Source organism: Vibrio sp. 10N.222.55.B11 (assembly GCF_041473705.1).
Lineage (GTDB): Bacteria > Pseudomonadota > Gammaproteobacteria > Enterobacterales > Vibrionaceae > Vibrio > Vibrio crassostreae_C.
The window spans coordinates 30,021-43,274 of the sequence record NZ_JBFRST010000015.1 but is presented as its reverse complement, the minus strand read 5'-3'; the positions used below and the strand labels follow the sequence as shown (position 1 = coordinate 43,274).

At 46.1% G+C, this 13,254-nt stretch carries 10 protein-coding genes; 9 read left to right on the top strand and 1 reads right to left on the bottom strand.

Going from position 1 to position 13,254, the window contains the following annotated elements:
* The first annotated feature begins 3 nt into the window (after nucleotides 1-3).
* From rnc to acpS, 5 genes are all read left to right on the top strand, one after another.
* Nucleotides 4-681 carry a ribonuclease III gene (rnc, locus tag AB4503_RS06615; RefSeq protein ID WP_017066012.1) on the top strand — a complete coding sequence of 226 codons (678 nt, stop codon included), beginning with the start codon at nucleotides 4-6 and terminating at the stop codon, nucleotides 679-681.
* Entirely contained in the window at nucleotides 674-1,645 is a 972-nt protein-coding gene (gene era, locus AB4503_RS06610; RefSeq protein WP_017059042.1) for a GTPase Era, read from the top strand. The genes rnc and era overlap by 8 nt, the downstream gene beginning before the upstream one ends.
* 102 nt (nucleotides 1,646-1,747) lie before the next feature.
* The gene (gene recO, locus AB4503_RS06605; protein WP_019826299.1) at nucleotides 1,748-2,476 is read left to right on the top strand and encodes a DNA repair protein RecO; all 729 of its coding nucleotides are present in this window, start codon (nucleotides 1,748-1,750) and stop codon (nucleotides 2,474-2,476) included.
* Complete coding sequence (gene pdxJ / locus AB4503_RS06600) at nucleotides 2,473-3,210, top strand: pyridoxine 5'-phosphate synthase (RefSeq protein ID WP_017059040.1); 738 nt, start codon at nucleotides 2,473-2,475, stop codon at nucleotides 3,208-3,210. The genes recO and pdxJ overlap by 4 nt, the downstream gene beginning before the upstream one ends.
* 69 nt (nucleotides 3,211-3,279) lie before the next feature.
* Complete coding sequence (gene acpS, locus AB4503_RS06595; RefSeq protein ID WP_017059039.1) at nucleotides 3,280-3,660, top strand: holo-ACP synthase; 381 nt, start codon at nucleotides 3,280-3,282, stop codon at nucleotides 3,658-3,660.
* Between the two features lie 125 nt (nucleotides 3,661-3,785).
* On the opposite strand, the gene barA is transcribed toward acpS, so the two are convergent.
* Nucleotides 3,786-6,599, bottom strand: coding sequence for a two-component sensor histidine kinase BarA (barA, locus tag AB4503_RS06590; protein WP_229648158.1), 2,814 nt, complete (start codon nucleotides 6,597-6,599; stop codon nucleotides 3,786-3,788).
* 165 nt (nucleotides 6,600-6,764) lie between these two features.
* On the opposite strand from barA, the gene rlmD reads away from it, so the two are divergent.
* The 4 genes from rlmD to AB4503_RS06570 all read left to right on the top strand — a co-directional run bounded on the left by rlmD (nucleotide 6,765) and on the right by AB4503_RS06570 (nucleotide 13,241).
* Nucleotides 6,765-8,084 (top strand): 23S rRNA (uracil(1939)-C(5))-methyltransferase RlmD, encoded by a 1,320-nt coding sequence (rlmD, locus tag AB4503_RS06585; protein ID WP_017059037.1) that lies wholly within the window; start codon nucleotides 6,765-6,767, stop codon nucleotides 8,082-8,084.
* 135 nt (nucleotides 8,085-8,219) lie between these two features.
* Nucleotides 8,220-10,442 (top strand): GTP diphosphokinase, encoded by a 2,223-nt coding sequence (gene relA / locus AB4503_RS06580; protein ID WP_372114041.1) that lies wholly within the window; start codon nucleotides 8,220-8,222, stop codon nucleotides 10,440-10,442.
* Nucleotides 10,443-10,652: 210 nt separating this feature from the next.
* Entirely contained in the window at nucleotides 10,653-11,450 is a 798-nt protein-coding gene (gene mazG, locus AB4503_RS06575) for a nucleoside triphosphate pyrophosphohydrolase (protein ID WP_372114039.1), read from the top strand.
* Nucleotides 11,451-11,600: 150 nt separating this feature from the next.
* Nucleotides 11,601-13,241, top strand: coding sequence for a CTP synthase (locus tag AB4503_RS06570; RefSeq protein WP_017063214.1), 1,641 nt, complete (start codon nucleotides 11,601-11,603; stop codon nucleotides 13,239-13,241).
* Nucleotides 13,242-13,254 lie beyond the last annotated feature (13 nt).

Sequence of the window (13,254 nt, the reverse complement as noted above, 5' to 3'; positions counted from 1 at the left end):
AGCATGAATTCTCCAATTGATAAACTAGAGAGAAAGATTGGCTATCAGTTTAATGATGCCGATCTTATCCACTTGGCGCTGACTCACCGCAGCGCCGCAGGTAAACATAACGAACGTCTTGAGTTTCTGGGCGATTCAATTTTAAGTTTTGTTATCGCTGATGATCTTTACCACCGTTTTCCTAAGGTAAACGAAGGTGATATGAGCCGCATGCGCGCAACATTAGTACGTGGTCATACATTGGCAGAACTAGGTCGTGAATTCGAACTAGGAGATTACTTAAAATTAGGTCCAGGTGAGTTGAAGAGTGGCGGTTTCCGTCGTGATTCTATTCTAGCGGATGCGGTTGAAGCGGTCATCGGCGCTGTCTATTTAGATAGTGATACCGAGACGGTTCGCGGCATTATTTTAAGCTGGTACCAATCTCGCCTAGATGCTATTCAGCCTGGAGTATCTCAAAAAGATCCGAAAACTCGCCTACAAGAGTTTTTGCAAGGTCGAAGAAATCCTCTACCTGTCTACACAGTGACTAATATTAAAGGTGAAGCACACAACCAAGAGTTTACGGTTGAGTGTGAAGTGGCAGGTGTGGATAAACCTGTTATCGGTAAAGGCACTAGCCGCCGCAAGGCAGAACAAGCGGCTGCTGAAACAGCATTAGAGCAACTAAGCAATGTCTGATAACAACCAAGATTTCGATATCGATGCATTCTTTTCATCTGATAGCAAAAAAACAGGCCTACCGGAAAACCAACACTGTGGCTTCATCGCTATTGTCGGTCGCCCAAATGTAGGTAAGTCGACGCTTCTGAACCATATTCTGGGTCAGAAGATTTCTATTACATCACGTAAACCACAGACGACACGTCACCGTATTATGGGCGTTGAAACTGAGGGTGATTACCAAGCGATCTTTGTTGATACTCCTGGACTTCATATTGAAGAAAAGCGTGCCATCAACCGCTTGATGAACCGTGCGGCGAACAGCTCATTGAGTGATGTAAACCTAGTATTCTTCCTTGTCGATGGTACTCACTGGACTGACGACGATGAGATGGTTCTGAACAAACTGAAGAAGACTGACTTCCCAGTTGTACTTTGCATCAACAAAGTAGATAACGTTCAAGACCGTACTAACGTGATGCAGCACATGATGGAAGTCTCTAAGAAGATGGACTTCATTGATGTAGTGCCAATCTCAGCGAAGCAAGGTAAAAATATTGATGTACTGCGTAAGCACGTACGTGAACATTTACCTAAAGCGACACACCACTTCCCTGAAGAATACGTGACTGATCGCTCGCAACGTTTTATGGCCTCTGAAATTATCCGTGAAAAGCTGATGCGCTTTACGGGTGACGAGCTACCTTACTCGGTAACGGTTGAAATCGAACGTTTCGATTACAACCCAGATAACGATGGCTTCCACATCAATGCACTGATTCTTGTTGAGCGTACAGGCCAGAAGAAAATGGTGATTGGTAAAGCGGGCGAGAAGATCAAAACGATTGGTCGTGAAGCGCGTATCGATATGGAAGAGCTATTCGGCCGTAAGGTTTACCTAGAGACTTGGGTCAAGGTTAAATCTGGCTGGGCTGATGATGAGCGTGCACTTCGCTCGTTAGGCTACATCGACGATCTATAATATATTGAACGTCACTTTCTGAGATTAAGAAAGTTGAACTGAAGATAAATCCAAGAGAGAGTGCGAACTCTCTCTTTTTGTATCTGTAATAAGGGTAAGTGATTGAGCGAAGGGTTACAGCGATGCTTTGTGTTGCACCGTCGACCATACAGTGAGTCGAGCCTGATCTTGGACGTCTTCAGCGAAGAGTTCGGTCGGGTGACGTTGATGTCTAAAGGCGCTCGCAGCAAGCGTTCCAATTTGAAAGGTGCATTACAACCTTTTACGCCGCTATTGCTTAAGTGGTCTGGTAATGGTTCGATGAAAACCTTACGCCAAGCTGAACCCATCAGCTTGGGGCTCCCTCTCGCCGGTATTAATCTGTATTCAGGCATGTACGTGAACGAGCTTATCGGTCGGGTATTGATGGCGGAAGTACCGATGCCTGCACTTTTTCACGACTATCTTCATGCTTTAACAGAGCTGGCGCATAATGATAATCCTGAGCCAGCACTGCGTCGCTTTGAGCTGGCTCTATTATCTGCTATGGGTTACGGCGTCGACTTTTTACACTGCGCGGGCACTGGCGAAGCGATTGATCCGAGCATGACTTATCGCTATCGAGAGCAGAAAGGTTTCATCGCTTCAGTACGTCGAGATAACCTGACTTTTATGGGCGATGAACTTATTGCAATCAGCGAACGTAGGTTTATCACTAAAGAGCAGTTAAAAGCGGCAAAACGCTTTACACGCATAGCCTTAAAGCCGTATCTTGGCGGCAAACCATTAAAAAGTAGAGAGCTATTTATGCCAACAATAGCCCTCTCCAGAGCACGGAGTATTGGAAAATGAGCTCAATCCTTTTAGGCGTTAATATCGACCATATTGCAACACTACGTAATGCACGTGGTACTAAATACCCAGATCCAGTACACGCAGCTGAAATCGCTGAACGTGCTGGTGCAGATGGCATTACTATTCACCTGCGTGAAGACCGTCGTCACATCGTTGATCGCGATGTGCGTATTCTGGCTGAAACACTTCAAACTCGCATGAACTTGGAGATGGCCGTAACGGACGAGATGGTTCAAATTGCACTCGATACTAATCCTGAGTTTGTTTGTCTGGTTCCTGAAAAACGTGAAGAGCTAACCACTGAAGGTGGCTTGGACGTAGTTGGTCAACTAGAGAAGATCAAAGCGGCGACACAAAAACTGTCTGCAGCAGGTATCAAGGTATCTCTGTTTATCGATGCTGACCGTGAGCAAATCGATGCTGCAAAAGCGTGTGGCGCACCGTTCATTGAACTGCACACGGGTCACTATGCTGATGCTAAGACAGAAGAAGATCAACAAGACGAGCTTAAGAAGATCGCAGCAGGCGCAAGCTATGCAGATGACTTAGGTATCACAGTCAATGCGGGTCATGGTCTGACTTACCACAACGTAGCACCGATTGCGGCACTTCCAGAGATCTACGAGCTGAACATCGGTCACTCGATCATGGGACGTGCAGTGTTTGATGGCTTAAACAAAGCCGTTGCAGACATGAAAGCAATCATGGAAACAGCACGTAACAACGCTTAGTTCGGCAAGTCGTCGGCACTAAGCGATGTACAGTTAATCATTAGACAGAAGTTAAGTAGTAGAGGAAACATGGCAGTTGTTGGATTAGGTACAGATATCGCAGAAATCGAACGTGTCGAGAAGGCGCTGTCGCGAAGTGGCGACGCTTTTGCTCAGCGTATTTTGACGGATTCTGAGTTTGAAGTATTCCAACAATTGAAGCAAAAAGGCCGTTACCTTGCAAAACGTTTTGCTGCTAAAGAAGCTGCATCTAAGGCGTTAGGTACGGGGATTGCGCTGGGTGTTACCTTCCACGACTTTGAGATTTCAAACGATGAGCATGGTAAGCCAGTATTGAGCTTACACAAGAAAGCGCGTGAAATCGCAGAGGCGAATGGCACAACATCGATTCATCTGACTATCTCGGATGAGCGTCACTACGCTGTGGCAACGGTGTTACTCGAATCGTAAACAGATTATCGCGACTTTATATCTAGTGCTCTTGGCTCTAGACAGAAAAAAGCAGAGCTCATGAGCTCTGCTTTTTTATTGGCGGGTAAACCCTCTAAAGAATACTAGTGAGTAACAAGTACCCGCTAGGCCTTCGCCTGTTTCAAGTAGTGAATCGCGGTTGCTTGAACCTTATCTAATTCATCCTGAAGCTCGAAAAGCTCAGGTTCAATGTCTTCAACAGAAGTACCTGAACGCAGCTCTTTCTCTATTGTCGCACATACCGATTTTAGCCTTGGTACGCCGCTGTACGAGCTGCTGCCATGCATCTTGTGAATGATGTGTATCAGCTCTTCAACTGGATAGTCACTGTCTTCTATCGCTTTGTCTGCTGCCTCATACACCTCTGGAATAAAGTCGACGAGCATTTGCAGCATATCGCGTGCGAGGTCTTCTTTATTGGCGGCTTGTTTCATCGCAGCTTGCCAATCAATGATGATGTTTGTGTGTACGCTGGCTTCAGTTTCTGACACTGGACCGTTGTCGACTTCAGCGGAGACCGCTGGGTGGTCTGGATCTATTTTTTCGATGTGCTCAACCTCAGAGGTCGGGCTCCAATGAATCAGAACCTGCTGTAAAACATGCTCTTCAATCGGTTTGGTTAGGTAGTCATCCATGCCCGCTTCAAGCAGTCGATCACGCTCGCCAATCATTGCATGTGCGGTCACGGCAATCACTGGAGTGTTCGCATTGTTCGCCAGTTTTTTGATGTTCTGACAAGCGGTTACACCGTCCATCTGTGGCATTTGAATATCCATGAAGATGATATCAAATGGCGTCTCTGTCGCTTTGTCTATCGCCTGCTGACCACTGGTACAACTGATGACGGTTTCTACACGCTCTTTAAGCAGCGCGGTAATCAACTTAAGGTTGGCTGGGTTGTCGTCTACTGCCATCACAGTAAGCGGTAACTTCTCTTCAGAATGCGTTTCAATCGCTGGTGCAATCAAGGTAGGTGCCTGATTCGATACCAGAGTTTGCAGCAACTTCTTACGAGAAAGAGGCTTGGTGATGCACTGAACATCGACCTCTTTCATTAGTTGCTCACCCAACGCTAGCTCGGTACTTGGTGTACCAATAATCACGTTTTGAGCAATCTTCTTCGCACCGATCGCCCAACCACTCACAGTATCAAATTGATACTCTTGGTTGGCGGCTAGGTTAAGCAGAACGTAGTCATACGAGGTCGTCTCATCTGGCATCACCGAACGATACGTTACCACTAAGCCTTCTTGGGTTAGGATTTGCTGAGTAATCGATGCCGCTTGCATGTTTGGCTCGATAAGCAGCAGTTGTTTGTCTTGTAGACACTGCGTCTCAATCAGCTCTGTCATCGGCATATCAGTCGTTGATAGTCTCAAGGTGAACCAGAAGGTAGAGCCTTGGTGAAGACGACTGGTTAGGCTGATCTCTCCGCCCATTTGGCTGACCAGTTTTTGGGTGATAACCAGACCTAAGCCTGTACCGCCGTAACGACGAGAGATACTTGCATCGGCTTGGCTGAAAGCTTGGAAAAGCTGAGCTTGTTGACGCTCAGAAATACCAATACCCGTATCGCGAACCATGAATTGCAGCTCGATGTTGTCTTCACTTTGTGAGCGAAGCTCAACGCTGATATCAATGTTGCCGCGTTCGGTAAACTTGATTGAGTTACCAACAAGGTTGGTTAGGATCTGCTGAATACGCAGTGGATCGCCCACCACACCTGGCGGTACTTTAGGGTCGATCTTCAGTGTCAGTTCTAGGCCTTTCTCATGAGCGTTGGTTGCTTGAAGGTTTACTACCTCTTCAAGGCTGGCTTGGAATTCAAATGGGATGTTCTCTAGGGCTAATTTACCGGCTTCAAGTTTCGAGAAGTCCAAGATATCGTTGATGATGCTAAGCAGGTTGTTTGCCGAGCGTTCAATGGTTTGTAGGTAATCGGTTTGACTGTTCGATAGGTGAGTCTTGAGCATTTGACGAGTAAAGCCAATCACACCGTTCAGCGGCGTTCTCAATTCGTGAGACATATTCGCTAAGAACTCAGACTTAACACGAGCCGCTTCTTGAGCGCGTTTCTTCGCGATGTCTAACTCAACGTTTTGAATCTCAAGCTGTTCAAGAGTTTCACGCAAATCTGATGTGGCCTGGTCGATACTGTGCTGCATCTCGACGTGATACTCTGATAGCGATACCGCCATCGCATTGATACCGTTTTTCAGCGAGTCTAGCTCACCATGCATCTTACCTTCGATACGCACATCTAGGTGACCTCGACGAATTCGGTCGACCATGTTTTTCATGTGTGTGATCGGTTGAGTGACATCGTGCATTAAGCGGAACGCAAACACACCCGATAAACCAAGCCCGAGAATCAACACTAAGAATGCAGAGAACACTTCTTGATATTGCTGCAATCGAAGTGATGAAAGATCTAATTCAATCGCAATGTAGCCGATCGCTTGATTAGCTTGAGACTGACCGTTGGCTGAATTGATGTACTGGCCTTCGGCGATGATAGGTGTCCGCAGGATCAGCGTATTATCGAGAAGGTTCGATGAGCTTAAATGCGGGATCGGTTTATCTTTGGGGTAGGTCAGGCTTTCAAAATCGGGGTGGAAGTTTGAGGTTACAAACAACTCATGACGCTCATCAAACACCGCGATACTGCGCACTAGCTTAGAATTCTTTCGATGCGCATAGCTAATAAGCTGACGAACAGACTCTCGACTTTCGAGCTTCATGCCTGATTCACTCGCAATCGCAAGTGGCTCAATGATGCTAGTACCAGTGTTAACCACTTGACCTTCAAGGTCTTGATAGCGGTTAAATGAGAAAAATGCACTCAATAGCAACCCAATAATCAGGGTTGGAGCTAGAGTTAAGGTAATTACACGGGCTCTTAAGCCATATCTGGTCATGTTCTTTAATTACATCGAGGTCTGGATATGGGAAAATAACGCACACAATGGCGGTTAAGTGAACGGTAAGCTTAATCAAAGCCGTGACGTTCGACAATGATTCCAAGACATAATAGTGAGTCCTGGATACCAATTACTTATTAAAAGATACATTAGGCACAAGCAATGGCACGTTTTTTCCAACCAAAAAAGAAAACTCAACTCGAGACCAAGCATCAATCGGTTTTGGTTGAACGAATGGATCACAATGGCGCTGGCATCGCTTATCAAAAGAATAAACCGGTTTTCATTGATGGCGCATTGCCCGGTGAGCAGGTGGTTATTCAACTTACTGAGAGCAAAAGTAAGTTTTCGCGAGCTAAACTCATCAAGTTATTGAAGCCGAGCGAGCAGCGTTTAAAGCCGTTTTGTAAGCACTTTAATCAGTGTGGTGGCTGTCACCTTCAACACCTAGGTTACTCTTCTCAGGTTGAGCATAAATCGCAATCTCTGACGCACCTGATGAGCCAATACCAAACGGCGAACACTGAAGTTGCACAACCTATTGTCGGTGATGAAACCGGTTATCGACGTCGCGCACGTATCAGCCTATTTGTTGATAAGAAGACACAACAGCTTCAATTCGGTTTCCGTAAGAAGCAGAGTAAGCAGATTGAAAACATCACCGACTGTGCCGTGCTTGATCCTCGCCTTAATGTGTTGCTGCCAAAACTGAAAAATTTACTGAACACTTTCAACAGCCTTACGTCTTTAGGACACGTTGAATTGGTGTTGGGCGATACTGGCCCTGTTATGGTTCTACGTCACCTTAAGCCTTTGGTTGAAAAAGATGAGCAAGCGCTGATTGCGTTAGCAAAAGAAGAAGGCGCTACGCTGTACTCGATGCCTGAAACCGATAAGTTGGTCCGTCTGGTTGGTGATGCGCCTAGCTACAGCGAAACTGGCGTGACGTTACCGTTTGAGCCAAACCACTTTATCCAAGTAAACCAGAAAGTGAATCAGCAGATGGTGGCTCAAGCGATTGAGTGGCTAGAACCTCAAGCGGATGAGCGAGTGCTCGACCTGTTTTGCGGCTTAGGGAATTTCAGTTTGCCTATCGCGCAACAATCGGCGTTTGTGGTTGGCGTAGAAGGCGTTGATGAAATGGTTCAGCAAGCCACATCTAATGCAGCGTTAAACCAGTTAAGCAATACGGAATTTTACCAAGCTAACCTTGAAGAAGACTTATCTTCACAGCCTTGGGCAAAAGAGAAATTTGATAAAATCTTACTTGACCCAGCTCGTGCTGGAGCGAGTGGTGTTGTTGATCAAATTTCAGCGTTAGGAGCGAAGCGTGTGGTTTATGTTTCGTGTAATCCTGCTACTCTAGCTAGAGATTCAGAGAGCTTAGAAAAGCAAGGCTACCAATTAGCCAAACTTGGTATGTTGGATATGTTCCCACACACTAGCCATTTAGAATCGATGGCTCTCTTTATCAAGGCTTAAAGGCCCGTAAATAAGGCTTAAAAATGAATGACAAAGGCGCAGGGACACCTGCGCTGATATCAATATGGTCGAACTAACTTGGAACCAGTTAGTCATATTGAATTGGGTATAAAACAGAATAACTAGGAAGGCACGATGGTTGCGGTACGAAGCGCACATTTAAACCCAAGCGAACAGTTTGAGCTAGAAAGTTGGATTGCGTCATTAAAGCAAGACGCAAAAACCTCGAATAAACTGAACAAAGTTTATCGTCACTGTGAAGAGCTATTAAAAGATCACGAGCAAGCATCACTCTTGCTATGGCGTGGACGCGAGATGATTGAAATCTTGGTCACGCTGTCGATGGATCGTGCAACATTAGTCACAGCACAACTCTTCCCAGTGGTATCAAGTGGCGTTTTTGAACGCGAAGCCTTCGAAGAAAGCTACGGCAAAGAAATCGTTAAGCTGATTGACGGCGTTGAAGAAATGGCGGCCTTGGGCCAGCTAAACGTGACCCTTGAAGGCAGTGCAGCCTCGGGTCAAGTCGATAACGTTCGTCGCATGCTATTAGCAATGGTTGATGACTTCCGTTGCGTAGTCATCAAGCTAGCGGAGCGAATCTGTAACCTTATTGAGGTGAAAAAGGCACCTGATGCTGTGCGTCGTGCGGCAGCAAAAGAATGTTCTAACATCTATGCACCACTGGCTAACCGTTTAGGTATCGGCCAACTTAAGTGGGAAATCGAAGATTACGCATTCCGCTACCAACAACCAGATACCTACAAGCAGATTGCGAAACAGCTGTCTGAACGTCGTATCGTACGTGAACAATACATCACAGATTTCGTTGATGATTTAACCGCAGAAATGCAGCGTTCAAACATCAATGCTGAAGTGAGTGGCCGACCAAAACACATCTACAGTATCTGGCGCAAAATGCAGAAAAAAGGCTTAGCCTTCGATGAGCTTTTTGACGTACGAGCAGTACGTATTATCGCTGACCAGCTGCAAGACTGTTACGCCGGCCTTGGGGTGGTACACACTAAATACAAGCACCTCCCGAGCGAATTTGATGACTATGTGGCGAACCCTAAGCCAAATGGTTACCAGTCGATTCATACCGTAGTACTTGGCCCTGAAGGCAAGACCATTGAGATTCAGATCCGTACTAAGCAAATGCACGAAGACTCTGAGCTTGGTGTGGCGGCGCACTGGAAGTACAAAGAAGGAGCTTCAAGCGGCCGTAGTGGCTACGATGAGAAAATCACTTGGTTGCGTAAACTTATCGACTGGCAAGAAGAGATGTCGGACTCTGGCGAGATGCTGGATGAGGTACGTAGCCAAGTCTTCGATGACCGTGTATACGCATTTACTCCACGTGGTGACGTGGTCGACTTACCAATGGGCGCAACCCCGTTGGATTTCGCCTACCACATCCACTCGATGGTCGGACACCGCTGTATCGGTGCCAAAGTAGCGGGGCGTATCGTACCGTTCACTCATAAACTATCGATGGGCGATCAAGTTGAGATCATCACGCAGAAAGAGCCGAACCCATCTCGTGACTGGTTAAATCCAACCACAGGTTTTGTTCATTCTGGTCGAGCTCGAGCGAAAATCAACGCTTGGTTCCGCGCACAAAGCCGTGAGAAAAACCTAGAAGCGGGTCGTGATATCCTGGAAGTTGAGCTAGCGAAAGTAGGCGCAACCCTAAAAGATGCTGATCAATACGCACTAAAACGCTTTAACGTGAATACGCCAGACGAACTCTATGCAGGTATTGGTAGTGGCGACTTGCGTATTAACCAAGTGGTTAATCACATCAATGCGCTAGTGAATAAGCCAACGGCGGAAGAAGAAGACAAGAAAGCGCTAGAGAAACTGCTTGAGTCGGAAAACAAGCCGGCACAACAGAGTCGTCCGAAGAAAGATGCGGTAGTGGTTGAGGGCGTTGATAACCTAATGACGCACCTAGCGCGTTGCTGTCAGCCAATCCCAGGTGATGTGATTAAAGGTTACATCACTCAAGGTCGTGGTATCTCAGTGCACCGCGCTGACTGTGAACAGCTAGGCGAGCTAAGCGTGCATGCGCCAGAACGTATCATTGATACCGTTTGGGGTAATGGCTTTGTCGGTTCATACATCCTAACGCTGCGTGTTGAAGCGCTAGAACGTAATGGCTTGTTGAAAGACATCACCTCACTGTTCTCGAATGAAAAGATCAGCGTGACCACAATGAAGAGCCGCATCGACTACAAGCGTCAGCTATCGGTAATGGATTTCGATTTGGAAGTGACCAATATTGAAATTCTGAGTCGCGTTACCAGCCGAGTAGAACAAATCAAAGATGTTATGTCAGTCAAAAGGTTGGGGTAGGCCAAAATACTATCCACGTCATTCCCTACAGTGAGGGACGAACGTGATAGGGAATCTCGTAAAGCGATTTGAGATCCCCAACTCGCTCATTCTTCGCTCTTGGGGATGACGGAAAGAATAGAAAGGTGAGTGGTTTTGGCTGCTCGCCTTTTTTAGTTTTAGAAGACGTTATAAATTTAAAAATCAAAGACAGTGAATAGGAAGAAAACGATGAATCACCCGATTGAACAACTTGAACAGATTATGACTAAGCTGCGCGATCCAGAAGGTGGCTGTCCTTGGGATTTGAAACAAAATTTTGAAACAATTGTGCCGCATACTATCGAAGAAACCTACGAGGTGGTGGACGCGATTCACAACAAAGATTGGCCGAACCTACAAGAAGAGTTGGGTGATTTGTTGTTTCAGGTGATCTTCTATAGCCAGTTAGCGAAAGAACAGGGGTTGTTTGAGTTCTCTGATGTGGTTGATGGCATTAACGAAAAGCTAACACGCCGTCACCCGCATGTGTTCTCTGATACTGAGTTTGCCAGTGATGAAGAAATCAATGCCAATTGGGAAGCGGAAAAAGCCAAAGAAAAAGCACAAGCAGGCAAAACTCAAGAAAGTATTCTAGACTCAATAGCAAACTCTCTACCTGCACTTTCGCGTGCTACAAAAATTCAAAAGCAGGTCGCGAAATATGGCTTTGATTGGGACTCAATTGGCCCAGTCGCCAATAAGGTATTAGAGGAAGTGGACGAGGTGCTAGAAGAAGCACTTCAAGTGACGCCAAACGAAGAATTGGTTGAAGAAGAGCTGGGGGATTTACTGTTCGCGACCGTTAACTTGGTACGACATTTAGGTAAAAACCCAGAATCGGCACTCAATAAAGCCAATCTCAAGTTTTCGCGTCGCTTTAAAGGGGTGGAACAAAAAGTTCGTCAGCAAGGTAAAAATTTGACCGATTTTTCACTACAACAGCTTGATTCCATGTGGGGTGAAGTCAAAGTGGCGGAGAAAAGATAACCAAAGCTTTTATCATGAATTGATTTGAAGCAAAAAATAAAAAATAGCAGTGTGATAGATTTCACGTTGTGGCGATAAGGGGCTTCTGGTATATTTTCATCCCGTCCAGAAGTAGTCCATTTCCCTCATTCAACCAATTTCAGGTTAAACATGACGACAAATTACATTTTTGTTACTGGCGGGGTTGTATCCTCTCTAGGTAAAGGTATTGCTGCAGCATCTCTTGCGGCTATTTTAGAAGCTCGTGGTCTTAAAGTGACTATGATGAAGCTTGACCCTTACATCAACGTTGATCCAGGCACTATGAGCCCGACTCAGCACGGTGAAGTGTTCGTTACGGAAGATGGCGCTGAAACAGACCTTGACCTTGGTCACTATGAGCGATTCATTCGCACCAAGATGACTAAGCGTAACAACTTCACTGCAGGTCGTGTTTACTCAGACGTACTCGCTAAAGAGCGTCGCGGTGATTACCTAGGTGCAACTATTCAGGTTATCCCACACATCACTAACTCTATCAAAGAGCGTGTAATTTCTGGCGCAGCTGGCCACGATATTGCGATCGTTGAAGTTGGTGGTACGGTTGGTGATATCGAATCTCTACCATTCATGGAAGCGATTCGTCAGCTAGCAGTAGAACTAGGCCGTGAACGCGCAATGTTCATGCACCTTACTCTAGTGCCATACCTAGCAGCTGCGGGCGAAGTGAAAACTAAGCCAACGCAACACTCTGTAAAAGAGCTACTGTCTATTGGTATTCAGCCAGACATCCTAGTTTGTCGTTCAGACCGCAACATTCCTTCGAACGAGCGTAAGAAAATTGCTCTGTTCTGTAATGTGCAAGAAAATGCAGTTATTTCTATGCGCGATGTTGACTCTATCTACAAGATCCCTCAGCTTATTAAAGCTCAAGGCACTGATGAACTTGTATGTAAGCGTTTCGGCATCACAGCTCCAGAAGCAGATCTGTCTGAATGGGAACAAGTAATTTACGAAGAAGCTAACCCAACGGGTGAAGTGACGATTGGTATGGTTGGTAAGTACATTGAACTGCCAGACGCATACAAATCAGTAAATGAAGCGCTAAAACACGCAGGCTTGAAAAACCGCCTAAGCGTTAATATTAAATACGTAGATTCACAAGATGTTGAGTCTCGTGGCGTAGAGGTTTTAGAAGGCCTAGATGCAATCCTAGTTCCTGGTGGTTTTGGTGATCGTGGTGTTGAAGGTAAGATTCTTGCTGCTCAATACGCTCGTGAAAACAAAGTACCGTACTTAGGTATCTGTCTAGGTATGCAAGTAGCGCTTATCGAGTACGCTCGTAACGTTGCGAAAATGGAAGGGGCACACTCTTCTGAATTCTGTACTGAAACTAAGTACCCAGTTGTTGGTCTTATCACTGAGTGGACTGATGGCGAAGGTAAAGTTGAAGAGCGTACAGAAACATCTGACCTTGGCGGCACAATGCGTCTTGGTTCACAGCTTTGTCACCTAGCGAAAGGGACGAAAGCTTACGAATTATACGGTAGCGCGACGATCCATGAACGTCACCGTCACCGTTACGAAGTGAACAACAATCTTCGTCCACAAATCGAAAAAGCGGGCCTAAAAGTATCGGGTCTATCTGCGGACAAGAAACTGGTTGAAGTTATTGAGAACCCGAACCACCCATGGTTCGTTGCTGCTCAATTCCACCCAGAGTTCACTTCAACACCTCGCGATGGTCACCCATTGTTTGCAGGTTTCGTTAAAGCGGCTGGTGAGTTCCAGCGCGGCGAGTTAGAGAAGTAAAAAGGAATACAGG

What these genes read in the sequence shown, in the direction of transcription:
- rnc (WP_017066012.1), top strand. Translation starts at nt 4, where the DNA reads ATGAATTCTCCAATTGATAAACTAGAGAGAAAGATTGGCTATCAGTTT.
- era (WP_017059042.1), top strand. Translation starts at nt 674, where the DNA reads ATGTCTGATAACAACCAAGATTTCGATATCGATGCATTCTTTTCATCT.
- pdxJ (WP_017059040.1), top strand. Translation starts at nt 2,473, where the DNA reads ATGAGCTCAATCCTTTTAGGCGTTAATATCGACCATATTGCAACACTA.
- acpS (WP_017059039.1), top strand. Translation starts at nt 3,280, where the DNA reads ATGGCAGTTGTTGGATTAGGTACAGATATCGCAGAAATCGAACGTGTC.
- barA (WP_229648158.1), bottom strand. Translation starts at nt 6,599, where the DNA reads ATGACCAGATATGGCTTAAGAGCCCGTGTAATTACCTTAACTCTAGCT.
- rlmD (WP_017059037.1), top strand. Translation starts at nt 6,765, where the DNA reads ATGGCACGTTTTTTCCAACCAAAAAAGAAAACTCAACTCGAGACCAAG.
- relA (WP_372114041.1), top strand. Translation starts at nt 8,220, where the DNA reads ATGGTTGCGGTACGAAGCGCACATTTAAACCCAAGCGAACAGTTTGAG.
- mazG (WP_372114039.1), top strand. Translation starts at nt 10,653, where the DNA reads ATGAATCACCCGATTGAACAACTTGAACAGATTATGACTAAGCTGCGC.
- AB4503_RS06570 (WP_017063214.1), top strand. Translation starts at nt 11,601, where the DNA reads ATGACGACAAATTACATTTTTGTTACTGGCGGGGTTGTATCCTCTCTA.